The sequence below is a fragment of the Streptomyces sp. NPDC005722 genome (assembly GCF_040630935.1).
Lineage (GTDB): Bacteria > Actinomycetota > Actinomycetes > Streptomycetales > Streptomycetaceae > Actinacidiphila.
In genome coordinates this window covers 165,108-183,610 of record NZ_JBEXYN010000012.1, presented here as the reverse complement: position 1 = coordinate 183,610, position 18,503 = coordinate 165,108, and the positions used below count along the sequence as shown (strand labels likewise).

The window sequence follows — 18,503 nt, the reverse complement described above, 5'->3', positions numbered from 1 at the left end:
GGACACAGCGCATGACCTGGCCGGCGCACGGGACTCCGCCGGGGTCGACCACCCCGGCGGGCGCCGCCTGCGGGCCGCTCCCCCTGGCGACGGCACGCGCCGGGGCGGTGGGTCCGCACGGCCCCGGCACCCCGGCTCCCGCCCCCCACGCCGGACCTGCCGGCGGACCGGCCGCCGCTGCCACCGGACCGGCTTCCGCGCCGTACCGTGCCGCCCCCGCCGCCGACCGGGCCGACGGGTCCGACCGGTCCGACGGGGCGGCGCCGGCGATCTCCGGCCCCGAGGAGATCCGGGCCCGGCTGGAGGAGACCGGCTACCTGGTCGACGACGGCCTCTCGGTCGCCTGCTACCTGGCGCTGACGCTGCACCGCCCGATCTTCTGCGAGGGCGACGCGGGCGTCGGCAAGACAGCGCTGGCGCACGCGCTCGCCGGAGCCCTCGGCGCGCCGCTGATCCGGCTGCAGTGCTACGAGGGCATCGACGCCTCGCAGGCGCTGTACGACTGGGACTTCCCCCGGCAGTTGCTGCACCTGCGGGCGGCCGAGGCCACGGGCGTCAGCGACCCGGAGACGCTGGAGGGCGAGCTCTACAGCCGGCGGTTCCTGCTGGCACGGCCGCTGCTGCGGGCCCTGGAGACCAGCCCCTCGGTGCTGCTGGTCGACGAGGTCGACCGAGCGGACGACGAGTTCGAGGCCTTCCTGCTGGAACTGCTGTCGGAGTACTCCGTCACCGTCCCCGAACTGGGCACCCTGCGGGCGCAGTCGCCGCCCGTGGTGGTGCTGACGTCCAACCGGACGCGCGAGGTGCACGACGCCCTGAAGCGGCGCTGCCTCTACCACTGGTTCGAACACCCCGGCTTCGAGCGGGAGCTGGCGATCGTACGGCGCAGGCAGCCGCACGTGGCGGAGCGCCTCGCGGCGCAGGTGACGGCCGTGGTGCAGTGCCTGCGCGAGCAGGACCTGGTGCGGCCGCCCGGGGTGGCGGAGACCATCGACTGGGCGGAGGCGCTCGCCGCGCTGGGGGCGACGGAACTCGACGCGGACCTGGCGATGACCACCCTCGGCTCGGTGCTCAAGTACCGCGAGGACGCCCAGCGGGCGCGCTCGCTGGACCTGTCGGCGATCCTCGCCGCACGGGCGGGCGGGGCGCGGTGAGCACGGTGCGCACGGTCACGGCGGACGGCACGGCGGGGGTGGTGGGCTTCGCCCGCGCCCTGCGGGCCGCAGGGGTGCCGGCCGGCCCCGACCGGGTCGCCTCGTTCCTGGCCGCGCTCGGCCGGCTCGACCCGTCGCGGCGCCGCGACGTGTACTGGGCGGGACGCCTGACGCTCTGCGGCGGCCCGGACGACCTGGAGCGCTACGACCGGGTCTTCGCGGCCTTCTTCGACGGCGAGCGGCCACCGCCCCGCCGGGTGCGTCCGGCGGTCCGGCCCCCGCGCCCGCCCGCGGTGCCGTGGGCCGGCGCCGGGGAGCCCGCCACCGGTGCGGAGGGGGGTGCGGGGCCCACCGCGGTCGCGCTCGCCAGCGCGACGGAGGTGCTGCGGCACCGTGACGTCGCCGCGCTGACCGACGCCGAACGGGCCCAGCTGAACCGGCTGCTGGCGGTGTTCGCGCTCGACGGCGAACCGCGCCGCACCTCCCGGCGCCGTCCGGCCCGCCGCGGGACGGTGGATCCACGGCGCACCGTGCGGGAGTTGCTGCGGCGGGGCGGCGAGCCAGCCGCGCTCCTGCGGCGGGCCCCGGCCCGCACGCCGCGCCGGGTGGTGCTGCTGCTGGACGTCAGCGGGTCGATGGCCCCGTACGCGGACGCGCTGCTGCGCTTCGCGCACGCCGCCGCGCACGGTTCGCGCGGCCGTACGCCCACCGAGGTCTTCACCCTCGGCACCCGGCTGACCCGGGTCACCCGCGAGATGGCGCGCCGGGACCCGGACGCGGCGCTGGCCGCGGTCGCGACGGCGGTGCCCGACTGGAGCGGCGGGACGCGGCTCGGGGAGACGCTGCGGGCGTTCCTGGACCGCTGGGGCGCGCGGGGGACGGCGCGCGGCGCGGTGGTCGTGGTGCTGTCCGACGGCTGGGAGCGCGGCGACCCCGCCCTGCTGGCCGGGCAGATGCGGCGACTGGCACGGCTGGCGCATCGCGTGGTGTGGGCCAACCCGCGCAAGGCCGGGCCGGGGTACGCCCCGCTGGCGGCGGGCATGGCGGCGGCGCTGCCGAGCGTCGACGCCTTCGTCGAGGGGCACAGTCTGGGCGCGCTGGAACGTCTGGCCGCCGTGGTGAGAGGAGCCGACGGTGCGTGAGATCCTTCCGGCGCTGAACGACTGGTACGCCTCGGGAACCCCCTTCGGGCTGGCCACGGTCGTCGCGGTGAGCCGCAGCGCGCCGCGCGGACCGGGCGCGGCCATGGCGGTGGGGCCCGGCGACGAGGTCGTGGGCAGCGTCTCCGGGGGCTGCGTGGAGGGCGCGGTCTTCGAACTGGCCAAGGAGGTCGTCGAGTCGGGCGAGGCCCGGCTGCACACCTTCGGCTACAGCGACGCTGACGCCTTCGAGGTGGGCCTGACCTGCGGCGGTGAGATCACCCTGCTGGTCCGTCCGGTGTCCCCGGCCACCGACGCGGGCTTCGGCGAGGTGGCGGCCTCGGTCGCCGCGCACCGGCCGGTGGTCACCGCGACGGTGCTCGACGGTCCCGCCCCGCGCGGCGCGACGCTCACGGTGTGGCCGGACCGGGTCGCCGGCACCCTCGGCTCGGAGGGCCTGGACGCGGCGGTCACGGACGACGCCCGCGGCGAGCTGGCCCAGGGCGCCACCGGGCAGCGCCACTACGGCCGCCACGGCGAACGGCGCGAGGACGACGTGACGGTGTTCCTGCAGTCCTTCGCCCCGCCGCCGCGGATGCTGGTGTTCGGCGCCATCGACTTCGCGGCGGCGGTGGCACGCATCGGGCTGTTCCTGGGCTACCGGGTGACCGTCTGCGACGCGCGTCCGGTGTTCGCGACCCCGAAGCGCTTCCCCGAGGGCGTGGAGGTCGTCGTCGACTGGCCGCACCGCTACCTGGGCGGCACGGAGACCGACGACCGCACGGTGGTGTGCGTCCTCACCCACGACCCCAAGTTCGACGTGCCGCTGCTGGAGGTCGCGCTGCGGCGGCCGGCCGCGTACATCGGCGTGATGGGCAGCCGGCGCACGCACGACGACCGGCTCAAACGGCTGCGCGACACGACGCTCGCACCGGCCGAACTGGCCCGGCTGCGCTCGCCGATCGGGCTGGACCTGGGCGCGCGCACCCCCGAGGAGGTCGCGGTGTCGATCGCCGCCGAGATCATCGCGCTGCGCTGGGGCGGCAGCGGCACCCCGCTGTCGGGTACGGCCGGCGCGATCCACCCTCCGGTGCTCAGGCCGGCGTGACGAGGAGTAGATCATGGAACTGCACCACGAGTTCACGGTCCCCGTCCCGGTGGCGGAGGCCTGGCCGGCGCTGCTGGACATCGAGCGCGTCGCACCGTGCATGCCGGGTGCGACGGTGGACGAGTACGACGGCGAGACCGTCATGGGCACGGTACGGGTCAAGGTCGGCCCGGTGACGGTGACGTACCGCGGCACGGCGGTCTTCGAGGAGCGGGACGGGACCGCGCACCGCGTCGTGCTGGCCGCGCGCGGCAAGGAGGTCCGCGGCCAGGGCACGGCGCGGGCGACGGTGACCGGCACCCTGACGGAGAAGGACGGCGCGACGGTCGTCTCGGTCACGACCGACCTCGCCGTGACGGGCCGGCCCGCGCAGTTCGGCCGCGGTGTGATGGCCGAGGTCGGCGACCGGATCATCGGCCGGTTCGCCGACTGCCTCGCCTCCCGGCTCGCCGCCCCGCAGCCCGCCGCCGTCGGCGAGGACGCCGCGGAGACCGCGCCCCCGGCGCCGGCCGGCCCCGAGGACGAGCCCCTCGACCTCCTCCGCATCGCCGGCGCCCCCGTCGCCCAACGCGCCGCGGTGGCGGGTCTGGCGGCTGCGGCTGTGGCGGCGGCGGTCGTCGTCCTCCTGCGGCGCCGCAGGCGCTGAGGGGGGGTGGGTTGGGGTGGGGGTGGGGGTGGGGTGGTCGTTCGGCTGTCCCGTCGTCTCGCGCCCTGCGGGCGCACAGCGCTGGCTGCGGGTGGGAGGGTGGGGGTCCGGGGCCGGTCGGCATTGTGCGGGTGGGTGGGTGGCTGGGGTTCAGGCGCCGGAGCGGGGCCGGTTGTTCGTCCGGCTCGGGTCTCGTTGCCGTCCGCGGGTGCAGATGGCCGGTGACCACGCCCACCCTCCGTGGGTGGCGCGCCCGCCGTAACCGGCGTCTGCGGGTACTTCCCCGATCCCGACATCGGGCTCTGTTCCGACGGCTATACCGCTGAAAGCGAGCCCGATCTCGCCCGGCTCAAAGATCGGGCTCTGTTCCGACGTCCATACCGTCGAAAGCGGGCCCGAGCTCCCGCCGACCCCCGGCAGCACCCCGAAATACCCGCAGACGCGGGTTACGGCGGGCCCGCCCACCACCGGCAGTAGGCGTGGCAACCGGCCATCTATACCCGCGGACGGCAACGAGACCCACGCCAAGGGAGAGGCAACCCGCTCCGGCGCCTGAACCCCCGCCACCCACCCACCCGCGCACTGCCGAGTTGGAGCGCCCCCCACCCTCCCCTCCGCAGCCCGCCGCTTTGCGCCCGCAGGGCGCGAGACGGCGCGACAGCCGAAACACCAGCCCCGGCACCGGCACCGGCATCCACGTCGGGACGCCGCCCGCGGGCTCAGAAGTTGATCATGTGGCCGGCCAACCCGTGGACCGCCTCCTGCACGGCCTCGCTGAGCGTCGGATGACCGTGGACGTTGCGGGCCAGTTCGGCCGCGGTGAGGTCCCACTTCTGGGCCAGCGTCAGTTCCGGCAACAACTCGGTGACCTCGGGGCCGATCAGGTGGCCGCCCAGGATCTCGCCGTACTTCGCGTCGCTGATGAGCTTCACGAAACCGCTCGCGTCACCGAGGCCGTGCGCCTTGCCGTTGGCGGTGAAGGGAAACTTGGCCACGCGCACGTCGAGCCCGCGCTCGCGGACCTGCGCCTCCGTCCACCCGAAGCTGGCGATCTGCGGCTGGCAGAAGGTGACGCGCGGGATCATCACGTACTCGAGCGCCATCGTCTCGGCCTCGGCGATGGTCTCGGCGGCGACCACGCCCATGGCCTCGGCGGCGTGCGCGAGCATCAGCTTCGCGGTGACGTCGCCGATGGCGTAGATGTGCGGGACGCTGGTACGGCAGAACTCGTCGACGTCGATGGCGCCGCGCTCGGTGAGCCGGACGCCGGTCTGTTCCAGGCCGTAGCCGGAGATCCGCGGCTGGAAGCCGATGGCCTGCAGCACCTTGTCGGCCTCGAGCGTCTGCCGCTGGCCGCCGGTGGTCACCATGACCTTCACCGAGTCGCCCGCGTCGTTGATCGCCTCCACCCGGGTCGAGGTGAGCACGTCGATGCCGAGCTTGCGGTACTGGCGGGAGAGTTCGGCCGACACCTCCTCGTCCTCCAGCGGCACGATCCGGTCCAGGAACTCCACGAGGGTCACCTTCACCCCGTAGTTGCGCAGGACGTAGGCGAACTCCACGCCGATCGCGCCGGCGCCCGCGATGAGGATGCTCCCCGGGAGGGTGTCCGTCATGATCTGCTCCTCGTACGTCACGACCCGCTCGCTGAGCGAGGTGCCGGGGAGCAGCCGGGTGGTGGCGCCGGTGGCGATGATGCAGTGGTCGAAGGTGACGGTCTCGCTGCCGCCGGAGCCCAGCGCGACGTGCAGGGTGTGGTCGTCGGTGAAGGTGCCGTGGCCCTCGAACTTCGTGATGTCGTTCTTCTTCATCAGGAAGTGGACGCCCCTGACGCGGCCGTCGGCGACCTTGCGGCTGCGCGCGAAGGCCTCGCGGTAGTCGAAGCTGAGCTCGCCGTTCACCCGGATGCCGAAGGTCTTGGCCTCCTTGGTGAAGATGTGCGCCAGTTCCGCGTTGCGCAGCAGGGCCTTGGAGGGGATGCACCCGACGTTGAGGCAGACCCCGCCCCAGTAGCGCTCCTCGACGATCGCCGTGCGCAGCCCCAGCTGGGCGGCCCTGATGGCGGCGACGTACCCGCCGGGTCCCGCGCCCAGGACGACGACGTCAACGTGTGTGCTCATGCGGCGACCCCTGTGTGGACCACGGTGCGGAAGCTCGAGCGGGCCGGAGTGTCCCTCGGCCCACGATCACGTGCCGGGGGCGGCCGCGCAACACGGAGGGGGCGTCCGCCGCGTCGCATCGGCCGCCCGGCGTACGTCGGCGCCGACGGCGGGTCAGTTGTCCGCGAGGAACCGGCGGGCGAGCGTGTCGCCGAGGGAGACCGCCTGGGTGTGGCTCTCGATCGGCGTGACGGAGGAGTTCTTGAAGAGGATGTACGTCACGCCGGACTCGGCCCCGCCGGTCTCCGGGTCGGGGTCGATGCCGAGGGCCTGCGCGGTGGCGTAGGAGGCCTCGCCGATGATCGCGGTGGGGCCGGTGTCGCCGACGACGGCGTACTCGACCTTGCCGCCGTACACGACGGCGACGACGCCGCCGCCCTTGATGCCGGCGCCGCGGTAGTCCCAGGTGCCGCTGGGGCTGGGGACGACGACGTAGGGGAGCGTCTCGGCGTTGAGCGGGCGGCCGTCCGACTGGTGGAAGGCCGTGTCGTCCTGGAACCAGGGGTCGGTGTCCCAGTTGCAGCGGGCGGTGACCTGGCCGTCGCAGTCGATGTCCATGTCGGCCTTCCAGAAGACGGCGCCGTTCGCGCCGCAGACCGGGACGGTGGCGGAGGTCTCCTCGTCGGTGCGGTACCTGCTGTGGGAGATCTGGGTGCAGCCGTTCACCTTGGCGAGTAACTGGGCGGCGGTGACGGAGCCCTCCTGGGGGCTGCGGGGCGCGGACCCGGCCGTCCCCGCGGCGCCGGCGGCGGGGGTGAGGAGGGCGGCCAGCAGGGTGGCTCCGGCACCGGCGGTGGCGAGTGCGAGGCGCTTGCGCACGATGGAGTCCTTCCGTTAGGAAACTTTCCTGTCCCGTAGCCTGGCACCTTGTCGCGCGCATGCCAATAGGACCTAGGTCCCGCCGACGAAGGACCCGAAGATGACCGAAAGACCGGGGGCGCGCCGCCGCGCGCCCCCTACGGTGGAGGGCTGATCCGCATGCCCGGCATGCCGGCAGCCGGCCCCAGGAGGTACCACCGTGGCACTGACGACCCGCGCGACCCGAGCCCTCGGAGCGGCCGCGGCGGCGACGCTCGCCGGAGCCGCGCTTGCCGCCTGCGGCACGGAGCACATGATGAGCAGCGCCGGTGCCACCGCCTCCGTGCCCTCCGTCCGTGCCTCTGCCCCCGCCGCCCCCGCCGCGCCCTCGTCCGCCCCCGCCGCGAAGCCCTCCACGACGCCCGGCACCCCGTCCGGCACCCCGTCCGGCACCCCGTCCGATGCACCGGGCGCGGCCCGTACCCCGGCGGGCGCCGGGCACCACGGCGCCGGGCACCACGGCACCACCGCCCCGGGGACCGGCCGGCCGCAGGCACCCGGCCACGGCGCGCAGGCCCCCCACGGCGCGGGGGCCCACGGGACCGCCGTCCAGGCCCCCGCCCGTGGCACGACGGTGACCGCGGCCTCGATCCAGCACGGCGTGGAGGCACCCGGCAGGTCGGTGGCGCTCACCTTCGACGACGGCCCGGACCCGGTGTGGACCCCCGAGGTCCTCGACGTCCTCGCCCGGCACCACGCCAAGGCCACCTTCTGCGAGATAGGCCCCAACGCCCGGGCCCACCCCGACCTGGTCCGGCGGATCGCCGCCGCGGGCCACCGGCTGTGCGACCACTCCGTCCACCACGACGAGGCACAGAGCGGCAAGTCGGAGGAGTACAACCGCCACGAGATACTCGACGCCCGGGACGAGATATCCCGCGCGGCCGGCTCCGGCGCCACGCCGCTGTGGTACTACCGCGCCCCCGGCGGCGACTTCTCCCCCGCGATCCGCGCCATCGCCGCCGGTCACGGCCTGCGCCCGCTCGGCTGGACCGTCGACTCCGACGACTGGCGCCGCCCCGGCGCGGACGCCATCCTCGCGACCGTGAACCGCGAGCTGAAGCCGGGCGCCATCGTGCTCATGCACGACGGCGGCGGCGACCGCAGCCAGACCGTGCAGGCGCTGGAGACGCTGCTCGACCGGCTCGACGCGGCCGGCTACACGTACACCTTCCCCCAGCGCTGACCCCTGCGCGCGGGCCCCTGCGCGCGGGCCCTTCCGCCACGGTCCCGTCCGGCGCGGGAGGGCGCCGGATCGCGGCGCCCGCACGCCCGTCGCACCGCGGACGGAGGGCCCGGCCCCCGTTCCTCTCACGCCGCGTGACGATTACCCGCACACGGGCTGCGCCGGGGCCCCGGAGGCGGTGTAATGACCACGTGGTCAGCGACGGCGCGAAGGGACGCAGAGTACGGGCGCTGTCCGCCGAGCTCGCGCTCAAGACGCTCCGATCCGACCTTGGCCGTTCCGCCCGCCTGCGAGCCGTCATCGAACAGGCACTGGTCTTCACCGGTGCGACCCATGTCGCGGTGTACGCACCCTCGGAGACGGGCGGCGAGTTGTGCCTGGTCGCCTCGGCCGGGGTGCCCCGCACCCTGCACGGGCTGCGCCAGAGCTACGCGACGGACGGCGCTTCCCCCATGGCCGTCGCCGTGCGCCAGGACCGCGTGGTGACCGCGGGACCCGCGGAGGTCGCCAGGCTGGTGGGCAACGGGACCCCGGAACCGCTGGAGGTCTCGCTGACCGCCCTGCCGCTGCGGGCGGACCACGTGAGCGTCGGCTGCCTGGTGGCGGTCACGGACCGGCCCGGCGGCTTCGACGCGGAGGACCGGCAGGACCTCGAACTGTTCGCCACCGCGATCGGCCATCCCGGCCCCACCCCCGGCGACGCGTGCGCGGACACCGATCCGGTTTCCGGGGCGGAGTCGCGCGGCACCGGCTTCACCCTCGACATGGACACGGGCTGGATCAACGTCGGCGACGACGTGCTCGCCCTCTTCGGCCTGGAACCCGCGGGGTTCGACGGCCGGGTGGAGACCCTGCTCGCGCAGACGGTGCCCGAGGACCTCCCCGCGCTGATGTCGGTGGTCGAGGCCGGGCACATGGCCACCGGCGACCGCGAGCTGGAGTTCCGCATCCGCCGGCCCTCCGGGGAACTGGTCTGGCTGCGGCTGCGCGGGCGGGTCCTGTTCGCCCCCGACGGCCGCCCCGTGCGGCTGCTCGGCACGGTCGGCGACGCCTCGCGGATGCGGGCCGGGGTCAACGACGTCGGGCGGGTGCAGCAGCTCGCCGCCGACCTGGCCAACGCCTCGACCGTGCGCGACGTCAGCACGGTGGTCGTGACGTCGCTGCGCCGCCCGCTGAACGCCGACCGGATCGCGCTCGCCGAGCTGGAGAACGACCGGCTGGTGGTGACCGTCCTCGACCCGGCGGACCCCTCGGCCTGGCCCGAGGTGTGGCGCACCGAATGGCGTTCCGAGTGGCCGGACGCGCCGACCCGGGCCATGCCCACGCTGGCGACCGCGCTGCGCGAGGGCCGGGTGGGCTTCTGGCCGGCCGGGGCACCGCTGGAGTCGACGCTGGCCGGGGTCGGTCCCGGCGGCCTCGCGGTGCTGCCGCTGCCCGCGGCCGGACGGGTCGTCGGGTGCTGCCTCATCGGCTGGGACCAGCCGCACGAGTTCGGCGCGGACGAACGCGCCGTGCTGACCGCCGCGGCCGGCCTGGTCGGCCAGGCGCTGGTCCGCGTACGGGCGTTCGACGCCGAGCACGAACTGGTCGGCACCCTCCAGCGCACCCTGCTGCCGCGCCGGCTGCCGGTGCTGCCGGGCGGCGTCGCGGTCGCCCGCTACCTGCCGACGACCGGCGGCCTCGAGGTCGGCGGCGACTGGTACGACGTCATACCCCTGCACGACCACCACGTCGCCCTGGTCATCGGCGACGTCCAGGGCCACAACGCCGGTGCGGCCACGCTCATGGGCCAGATGCGGACCGCGATCCGCGCCTACGCCGTGGAGGGCCACTCCCCCGACGTCGTCGTGTCGCACGCCAACCGCCTGCTCGTGGGCATGGAGACCGACCTCTTCGCGACCTGCTGCTACGTCAGCATCGACATGGAGGAGGGCACCGCCTGGTGCGTGCGCGCCGGGCACCTGCCGCCGGTGCTGCGGCTCCCGGACGGCGGCACGCGGATCGTGGAGGGCGACGGCGGGCCCCCGCTGGGCGTCGTCGACGACGCGGACTTCCCGCTGATCCCGCTGCGGCTGCAGAACGGCACCGTCCTCGCGCTGACCACGGACGGGCTGGTGGAGTCCGCCGAACTCCCCATGGACGAGGGCATCTCGCGCATGTCGCGCGAGCTGTCCGAGGCCGACCCCTCGCACCTGGGCCGCATGGCCGACGCGCTGCTGAGCGGCGCGAGCCGCAGCGACGACGTGGCGCTGCTGCTCATGCGCTACGACGGCATGGCCGTCAAGCCCGTACGCGAGAGCTGGACGGTGTGGCGGCTCCCCGACGCCGCCTCGCACGCCCGGCGCTTCACCGCCCGCACCCTGCGCGCCTGGGGGCTCGGCGAGGCGGCCGACACGGTGCTGCTGGTCGTCTCGGAGCTGGTCACCAACGCGCTGGTGCACACCCAGGGCCAGGTCCGGCTGGACCTCACGCTCACCGGGGACCGGCTGCGGATCGCGGTCGGCGACGCCTCCCCGCGGACGCCGGTCAAACCGGCGATCATCAACTGGCACGACACCGGCGGCCGCGGCATCCTCCTCGTCGAGGCCATGTCCGCCGCCTGGGGCACGATGCCGCTCAGCGGCGGCAAGCAGGTGTGGTGCGAAGTCCCCGTCCACCCCCCGCACCCCGAGACGACCGGCTGACGCGGCCTTCCGCCCCGCGATGGTTGACGCGGGAGCCGCCGCCCGCCCGAGGACCCGCGCCGAGGGCCCCTCCAACCGTCCGCGCTCAGCGCACGACAGGTCCTCCGGCGATGCCCGGGATCCTGAACTCGACTGAGGCGCACGGCGGTTGGTCAGGTCTCGCGGTCGCGGACGCGACCCCGGACTCGCGCCCGTGTCGTCCCGCCGCGAGCTGCCCCCGCGGGCGTGCAGCTACAAACCGCGTTCAACACAGGGCAGTTGCCCTCAGCGCGGCCGGGCTCGGGCTCGGCGTACCCGGCGCCCGGCCGGGTGGCTGCGCCCCCGCCGCGGGGTGCGCCCACCGGTCCGCGCGGCTCCCCTCCGCGCTCAGCGCCACAACAGGTCCATCCCGTGACACTGCCCGCGAGGGCCGGGACCTGAAACTCGACCGAGGCGCAGGGCGGTTGGACCGATCCGCTGTCGGGACGCGCCCCCGGGCCCGGGCCCGTGTCGTCCCGCCGCGAGCTGCCCCCGCGGGCGTGCGGCTCCAAACTGCATCCAGCGCAGGGCAGTTGCCCTCAGCCCGGTCGGGCCGCGCGGGTCCACGGAGGCGTCCCCGGACCGGAACGCGGTTCGCACCGGGCCTCTCCGTGCGGGGCCGGCCCGGTCTCGGCGTCCGGTAGTCGCCCGGGTCCGGGGGTGGGCCGGACGGCCTGGACTCACCGGTCCCACATCTCCACCTCGAGCCCTTCCCGATCCCGTGAAACCGCCCCGGAAACAAGAGAGTCGGGGGCAGGACCGGGGCCTGGGCGGGCCCCGTCCGGCGCCCGGGCACGCGGTGCTCCAACCGTGACCTGCAGCACCTCTTCCCGACATGCCGACCAGTCGGTATCGTGCGGCCACTCCGGGGCACCGACGCCCCGGGGCGTACCGGCCGAACCTGCCCGTCCCCCACCGCGCCCGCACACCCCTCGCCACGCAAGCCGCTTGGAGACCGCGCGATGACGTACCACGGCGACACCTGGCACCACCGGCAACCACCGCCACCCGGCGAGACGCTGCTGTCCTCCGTGTCGGGGCTGACCCTGGCCGCCGCGTCGTCCCCTGCGCACGACCTGTTCGGGCACGCGATGCGCGACGGGCGCGCCGGCCCGCGCACGGAGCCGGCGGTGGCCCGGTGGGCGGCCGTGGGGATCGGCGCGGCGGCGGTGGCACCGGCCCTCACGTACGCGTTGTTCTGGCGGGGCTTCGGCCGTACCGGCCTGCTTGCCGCGCTCTACGGCGGAACGGCGTGCGTCCTGCTGCTGACGGTGTTCTCGACGGCGGTGTCCGGCGGTCCCATGGCGCTTTTCCCCGGCCGTGACCTCCACTGGTTCCCGCTGCAGACCGCCGGGTTGGTGTCCATCCCCTTCGGCTTCCTCGCCGGCCGGCTCGGCAGCCGCTGGGACCGGCGGCGCCGCGACGGCACGGCCGCCGAGAGCCGACGGCTCTACGAGGCCGGCGAGGCACGGCTGCTCGCGGGCGCCGGCTAGCCGGACTCCCCGTCACCGGGGGCTTGTCAGCGCTTCGGACAGGGGTCACCCTCAGTCGGAACCGAATCCGATTCTGATTCGGTCGGGCTGGGAGGAGCCCTCCCGAACGGCAGGCCACCGAGCCGCCGGAGCGCCGGGCGGCCCGCACGATCCGACCCCGATCCCGATCCCCGACCCCGCCCCTCTCGTCCCGTACCACCCCGCCGAACTCCCAAGGAAGGGTGACTGGTGGAAAGCCTCCTGCGCATCGACGGACTCGAGGTCTCCTTCGGAGGCCTGTCCGCACTCGATGCGGTGTCCCTGTCGGTCCGGCCGGGCGAAGTGCTCGGCGTCATCGGCCCCAACGGGGCCGGAAAGACGACCCTGTTCAACGCCGTGTGCGGCTTCGTGCGCCCGGCCGCCGGGACGCTGCACTGGCAGGACCGGCCGCTGCCCTGGCCCCGACCGCACCAGCTGGCCCGGCTCGGCATCGCCAGGACCCTGCAGGGCCTGGGGCTCTTCCCCCGGCTCACCGTGCTGGAGAACGTCATGGTCGGGGCGACCCGGCACGCGCGGGCGGGCTTCGCCTCCGCGCTGCTGGGCCTGCCCCGTTCGGACCGCGACGAGCGGCTGCTGCGGCACCGCTCGCTGGCCGTCCTGCGGGAGCTCGGCGCGGAGGACGCCGCCGGCCGGCTCCCCGGCGAACTCCCCTACGGGGTGCAGAAGCAGGTCGCGCTCGCCCGGGCGCTGGTCGGCGAGCCCCGCCTGCTGCTGCTCGACGAACCCGCCTCGGGGCTGTCCGAGGAGGGCATGCGCGAGCTCGGCGAGGTCATCTCCGGGCTGCGCGAACGGATGGCGGTCGTCCTCGTCGAGCACCACATGGACCTGGTCATGCGGGTCTGCGACCGGGTCCTCGTCCTCGACTTCGGCAAGGCGATCGCCTACGGCACCCCGGACGAGGTGCGCGACGACCCGCTGGTGACCGAGGCGTACCTCGGCGACGAGGTCACCGCGGGGACACCGGCACCGGGCGGCACCACGACGCCGGCGGCGCCCGGGACGCGAGAGGGGTCCGCCCGTGCTTGAGGTCCGCGAACTCGTCGTCTCCTACGGCATGGTGCGGGCCCTGGACGAGGTGTCCCTCACCGTCGAGCGGGGCAGCATCACGGCCGTGCTCGGCGCCAACGGCGCCGGCAAGACCACGCTGCTGCGCACCGTCAACGGGCTCGTGCGGCCCCGTTCCGGCAGCGTCCTGCTCGACGGCACCGACATCGCCGGGCTGCCCGTCGAGGAGGTCGTGCGGCTGGGGCTGGCCCACGTGCCGGAGGGCCGCGGGGTCATCACCGAGCTGACCGTCCACGACAACCTGCGGCTGGGGGTCCTGTGGCGGGACCGGCGCGAGCGCAGGGCGCTGCAGTCGGCCGGCTTGGAGGAGGTGTACGCCCTCTTCCCCGCGCTGGCCGAGCGGCGCGCGCGGACCGCCGAGACCCTCTCGGGCGGGGAGCGGCAGATGCTCGCCATCGGCCGGGCGCTGATGACCCGGCCGCGGCTGCTGCTGCTCGACGAACCGTCGCTGGGGCTCGCCCCCCGGATCACCGCGCAGATCCTCGCCGTCCTTCGGGACCTGCGGGAGCGGCAGGGGCTCACCGTGCTCCTGGTGGAGCAGAACGCGCGCAGCGCCCTGTCCGTCGCGGACCAGGGCGTCGTGCTGAACCTGGGGCGGGTGGTCGCGGCCGACGCGGCCGCGCGCCTCGCCACCGCGGACGACCTCCGCCACGCCTACCTGGGGTTCTGACATGTACTTCATCAATCTGACACTGGGCGGGGTGACCAGCGGCATCGTGTACGCGGCGGTCGCGCTGGCCCTGGTGCTCATCTGGCGGGCGACCCGGATCGTCAACTTCGCCCAGGGCGGCATGCTGATGGTCACCAGCTTCATCGCCCTCGGCGTGATCCACGCGACCGGTTCGTACTGGCTCGGGCTGCTGGCCGCCCTCGCCTCCGGCTTCGTCCTGGGGGCGGTCGTGGAACGGGTGCTGGTCCGCCCGGTGGAGAACGGGCCGCCGATGAACGCGGTGATCGTCACCCTCGGGCTGCTGCTGTTCCTGCAGGCGGTGGCCGGGATGGTGTGGGGCGGTTCGCCGCGCTCCTTCCCGCCGCTGCTGGGCATCAAGGGCTTCACGGTGGGCGACGCCCGGCTGTTGCTGTCGCCGTCGGACCTGTTCGTCATCGGTGCCGTGCTGGTGGTGATGGCGCTGCTCGTGCTGCTCTTCCGGGTCACCCCGGTGGGGCTGCGGATGCGGGCGGCGGCGTTCTCCCCCGAGGTGGCCCGGATGTTCGGGGTGCGGGTCGGGCGGGTGCTCACGCTGGGCTGGGCGCTGGCGGGGGCGGTCGGGGCGCTCGCCGGGGTGCTGGTGGCGCCGGCGACCTTCGTCGGTCCCAACCAGTTCGACGCGGTGCTGGTGTTCGGCTTCGCCGCCGCGGTCGTCGGGGGGCTGGACAGCCCGCCCGGTGCGGTGGTCGGCGGGCTCGTGGTCGGGCTCACCCTCTCCTACGTCTCCGGGTACCTGGGGTCGGAGGTCGCGCTGCTGGGCGCGCTGGCGGTGCTGATGACGGTGCTGATGATCAGGCCCAACGGCCTGTTCTCGGGCACCTCCGTGCGACGGGTGTGAGGGGCAGATGACCGACACGACCGACACCACGAAGGACCTGGGCTCGCCCCTCGGCGGCCCGGCGGCGGCCGGCCTGCGGGCCCGGCTGCGGGGACCGGCGGACCGCACCGCGGTACGGCACCTGGTGCCTGCGCTACTCGGACTGCTGGTGGTCTGCGGCCTGAGCGCGCTGCTGTCGCCGTTCCAGAACCTGGAGGTGGCCACCGTCGCCACGTACGTGTGCGCGGTCGCCGGGCTGACCGTCCTGACCGGCACCAACGGCCAGATCTCGCTGGGGCACGGCGCGCTGATGGCGGTCGGCGCCTACGGGACCGGCCTGTTCCTCACCGAACTCGGCTGGTCGCTGGGCGTCTCGCTGGTGGCCGGCACCGCGGTCACCGCCGCCCTCGGCGCTCTGGTCGGGGCGGCGGCGGCGCGGCTGCAGGGCCCGTACCTCGCCGGTGCCACGCTCACCCTGGCCGTCGGGCTGCCGGCGCTGGCGAACTACCGGCACCTGACCGATCTGCTCGGCGGTGAGAACGGCCTCGTGGTGGCCTCGCCCCCGCCGCCCGAGGCGCTGGGCGCGTACTTCCCGCTGGAGCGCTGGCAGGCCTGGGTCTGCGTGCTGTGCGCGGTGGTCGTGCTGGTGCTCCTCGCGGACCTCGGGCGCAGCCGGGTGGGCCGGTCGTGGCGGGCGATCCGGGACGACGAGGTCTCCGCGGCGCTGGCCGGCATCCACGTGGCGCGGCTGCGGGTGCTCGCCTTCGTCGTCAGCGCGGCCTGCGCGGGCCTGGGCGGCGGGCTCCTCGCGGTGGTCAGCTCGCTGGCCGCGCCCGGGGCGTTCCCGCTGGCGCTCTCGCTGTCCCTGCTGACCGCGGCGGTGCTCGGCGGCCTCGGCAGCCTGGCGGGCGCCGTGTACGGCTCGGTGCTGCTCGTACTGCTGCCCAACTGGACGGGTGACGTGGCGGACGCGCTGCACCTGTCCCGGGGCTTCTACGCCAACCTGCCACTCGCCCTGTACGGCCTCGCCCTCGTCCTGTCGATGCTGCTGTTCCCGCAGGGCATCCAGGGGGCCCTCATCCGTCTGGTCCGGCGGCTCCGCACCCGGGGCTCCGGTACCTGACCGTCCACATCCCGTTCCCTCGACCAGCGTCACCCCACGTGAAATCCGTTCAGAACCCACCGAATCAGATTCGGTTCCAGGAGGGGTCATGAGAAGAAGTCACCGACACGGCCTGCGCCTGCGCGGCGGCGCCGCGCTGGCCGTGCTGGCCCTGGTGCTCACCGCGTGTTCCGGCGGCTCCGGAGGCGGTTCCGCCGCGCCGGGCGTCACCAAGGACAAGATCGTCATCGGCAGCCACCAGCCGCTCACCGGGCCCGCGGCTCCGGGCTACAGCAACGTCTCGGCTGGTGCCAAGGCGTACTTCGACCACGTCAACGCCAACGGCGGGGTCAACGGCCGGAAGATCGAGTTCCGGTACAAGGACGACGCGTACAACCCGACCCAGACGGTGAAGGTCACCAAGGAACTCGTCCTGGAGGACAAGATCTTCGCGATGGTGGGCGGGCTCGGCACGCCGACCCACACCAAGGTGGTCGACTTCCTCAACACCCGCCGGGTGCCGGACCTGTTCGTGGCCTCCGGCTGCCGCTGCTGGGACGAGCCCGACAAGCACCCGCAGACCTTCGGCTGGCAGCCGGACTACCTCGTCGAGGGCAAGATCCTCGGCCAGTACATCAAGGAGAACTTCGCGGGCAAGAAGGTCGCCTACTTCTACCAGGGCGACGACTTCGGCAAGGACGGCGTCGAGGGCCTGGACCAGTACATCCCCAAGGAGTCGGTGGTCAGCCGGCAGAGCTACCAGCCCGGCGGCACCGACATCGCCCCGCAGGTCACGGCCATCGCCCAGTCCAAAGCGGACGTGGTGGTGCTGTTCACCATCCCGACGTACACCGCGCTGTTCAAGCTCACCTCGCTCAAGCTCCAGTACAACCCGCAGATGGTGGTGACCAACGTCGGTTCCGACCCGACCACCCTGGCGGGCCTGCTGCAGTCCTTCGCCAAGCAGGCGGGCGGCACGGCCGACCCGGCGGCGCTCATGGACGGCATCATCACCGACACCTACATGCCGCCCACCAGCGACACGTCCAACAGCTGGATCAAGCTGTTCCGCGAGGTCCACGACAAGTACATCCCGAAGCTGCCCTTCGACGGCAACGTCGAGTTCGGGATGTCCATGGCCTACACCTTCGTGCAGGCGCTGCAGGGCGCCGGGAAGGACCCCACGCGGGAGTCGCTGGTGAAGGCCGTGGAGAAGGGCGGCTTCACCGGGCCCGGGCTGGTGCCGTTCCGGTTCAGCGGGGACTCGCACGCGGGCTACACCGGTGTCCAGATCGGCATCCTGAAGGGCAGCACCGAAGTCGCCCTGCAGGGCACGCCGCTGGTGACGGACGACGAGCAGGGCGCCATCACGCCGTACACCACGGCGCCGCCGGAGGCCCCGGCAGGCGGCATCCCGGCGTCCTGAACGACCAGGGGTAGTGTGCTGCCCCGCCAGGCAGTGGGTTCACGGCGCCACGCCGCCGTGACGGACGGAAGGTCCCGGGATGGGCGACACACGCGGTGACGAGCTGCTCATCGGCGATCCCGCGGACCTCCCCACGACCGGTGGGGCGTCCGGGCCGGCCCCGGCCCGGACGCCCGGCCGGGCGGCGACCACCCGACAGGCACTGCTCGCGGCGGCCCGCGAGGTCTTCGGGGAGTCGGGGTACGCGGCGGCGGGCATCGCCGAGGTGGTCCGCCGCGCGGACGCCAGCGTCGGCGGGCTCTACCACCACTTCGACGGCAAGGTGGACCTCTTCCTGGCCCTGTGGGAGGAGTTCCGCACCGCGCAGGCGCAGACCACGGCGCGGGCGGTGGCCCGGCTCCGGGCGAGCGGCGAGGACCGCCCGCGTGCCCTCTTCCTCACCGGCACCCGCGCCTACCTGGAACACACCAGGGCGCGGCGCGAGACGGCCGGGCTCTTCTACACCGGGGACACCCCGCCGGGCTTCGACCTGCTGGGCCGGCAGAACCTGAGGACCTGGATCAGCCACAACGCGACCCTGCTCGGCATCACCCACGAGCGGCCGGGCGACCGCGCCCTGCTGATCGCGCTCACGACGACGATCGCCGAGATCGGCCGGGAACTCGTCGCCTGCGACGACGCGCGGGAGGCCGCCGTCCTGACCGACACCGCCCTGGAACTCATCGGCAGGCTTTGCGACTTCGGACTTTCCGACGCTCAGGACGGCCCTCAGGACGGCGCCCGGGACGGCGCCCGGCATGGCGCCGGGGACAGCGCCGCGGGCTGAGTCCGCCCCCTCCTCCGTTCCCACCCGTACGGCCGCCGGACCCGTGTGCCGCGCGCCGTGGATCAGCCCTGCCC

General features: G+C 74.4%; 15 protein-coding genes. 13 read left to right on the top strand and 2 right to left on the bottom strand.

Annotated elements, in window-relative coordinates:
• Positions 1–11: 11 nt before the first annotated feature.
• The 4 genes from ABZ479_RS16810 to ABZ479_RS16795 are packed head-to-tail and all read left to right on the top strand — an operon-like array spanning position 12 to position 4,047.
• Positions 12–1,154, top strand: a complete 1,143-nt coding sequence (locus tag ABZ479_RS16810; RefSeq protein ID WP_500462313.1) for an AAA family ATPase — start codon at positions 12–14, stop codon at positions 1,152–1,154.
• Positions 1,151–2,296, top strand: a complete 1,146-nt coding sequence (locus ABZ479_RS16805; RefSeq protein WP_500462312.1) for a vWA domain-containing protein — start codon at positions 1,151–1,153, stop codon at positions 2,294–2,296. Before ABZ479_RS16810 ends, ABZ479_RS16805 begins: the two co-directional genes overlap by 4 nt.
• Positions 2,289–3,401 carry an XdhC family protein gene (locus tag ABZ479_RS16800; RefSeq protein WP_500462311.1) on the top strand — a complete coding sequence of 371 codons (1,113 nt, stop codon included), beginning with the start codon at positions 2,289–2,291 and terminating at the stop codon, positions 3,399–3,401. Before ABZ479_RS16805 ends, ABZ479_RS16800 begins: the two co-directional genes overlap by 8 nt.
• Before the next feature lie 13 nt (positions 3,402–3,414).
• Positions 3,415–4,047, top strand: coding sequence for an SRPBCC family protein (locus tag ABZ479_RS16795; protein ID WP_500462310.1), 633 nt, complete (start codon positions 3,415–3,417; stop codon positions 4,045–4,047).
• Between the two features lie 719 nt (positions 4,048–4,766).
• On the opposite strand, the gene lpdA is transcribed toward ABZ479_RS16795, so the two are convergent.
• Both lpdA and ABZ479_RS16785 read right to left on the bottom strand, forming a co-directional pair.
• Positions 4,767–6,167 (bottom strand): dihydrolipoyl dehydrogenase, encoded by a 1,401-nt coding sequence (gene lpdA / locus ABZ479_RS16790; RefSeq protein WP_500462309.1) that lies wholly within the window; start codon positions 6,165–6,167, stop codon positions 4,767–4,769.
• 153 nt (positions 6,168–6,320) lie between these two features.
• Complete coding sequence (locus ABZ479_RS16785; protein WP_500462308.1) at positions 6,321–7,025, bottom strand: glycoside hydrolase family 75 protein; 705 nt, start codon at positions 7,023–7,025, stop codon at positions 6,321–6,323.
• Between the two features lie 199 nt (positions 7,026–7,224).
• On the opposite strand from ABZ479_RS16785, the gene ABZ479_RS16780 reads away from it, so the two are divergent.
• The 9 genes from ABZ479_RS16780 (at position 7,225) to ABZ479_RS16740 (ending at position 18,429) form a co-directional block, all read left to right on the top strand.
• On the top strand, positions 7,225–8,250 hold the full coding sequence (locus ABZ479_RS16780; RefSeq protein WP_500462307.1) for a polysaccharide deacetylase family protein: 1,026 nt from the start codon (positions 7,225–7,227) through the stop codon (positions 8,248–8,250).
• 191 nt (positions 8,251–8,441) lie between these two features.
• The gene (locus ABZ479_RS16775) at positions 8,442–10,934 is read left to right on the top strand and encodes a SpoIIE family protein phosphatase (RefSeq protein ID WP_500462306.1); all 2,493 of its coding nucleotides are present in this window, start codon (positions 8,442–8,444) and stop codon (positions 10,932–10,934) included.
• 980 nt (positions 10,935–11,914) lie between these two features.
• Positions 11,915–12,445: a hypothetical protein gene (locus ABZ479_RS16770; RefSeq protein WP_500462305.1), complete on the top strand. Its 531-nt coding sequence runs from the start codon at positions 11,915–11,917 to the stop codon at positions 12,443–12,445.
• 228 nt (positions 12,446–12,673) lie between these two features.
• Complete coding sequence (locus tag ABZ479_RS16765; protein WP_500462304.1) at positions 12,674–13,510, top strand: ABC transporter ATP-binding protein; 837 nt, start codon at positions 12,674–12,676, stop codon at positions 13,508–13,510.
• Positions 13,503–14,219, top strand: coding sequence for an ABC transporter ATP-binding protein (locus tag ABZ479_RS16760; RefSeq protein WP_500462303.1), 717 nt, complete (start codon positions 13,503–13,505; stop codon positions 14,217–14,219). The genes ABZ479_RS16765 and ABZ479_RS16760 overlap by 8 nt, the downstream gene beginning before the upstream one ends.
• Position 14,220: 1 nt before the next feature.
• A complete protein-coding gene (locus ABZ479_RS16755; protein WP_499604147.1) occupies positions 14,221–15,096 on the top strand; it encodes a branched-chain amino acid ABC transporter permease in 876 nt (291 codons plus the stop codon).
• Between the two features lie 7 nt (positions 15,097–15,103).
• Positions 15,104–16,198: a branched-chain amino acid ABC transporter permease gene (locus tag ABZ479_RS16750; protein ID WP_499604145.1), complete on the top strand. Its 1,095-nt coding sequence runs from the start codon at positions 15,104–15,106 to the stop codon at positions 16,196–16,198.
• Between the two features lie 88 nt (positions 16,199–16,286).
• Entirely contained in the window at positions 16,287–17,603 is a 1,317-nt protein-coding gene (locus tag ABZ479_RS16745) for an ABC transporter substrate-binding protein (protein ID WP_499604143.1), read from the top strand.
• 79 nt (positions 17,604–17,682) lie between these two features.
• The gene (locus ABZ479_RS16740) at positions 17,683–18,429 is read left to right on the top strand and encodes a TetR/AcrR family transcriptional regulator (RefSeq protein WP_500462302.1); all 747 of its coding nucleotides are present in this window, start codon (positions 17,683–17,685) and stop codon (positions 18,427–18,429) included.
• Positions 18,430–18,503: the final 74 nt, after the last annotated feature.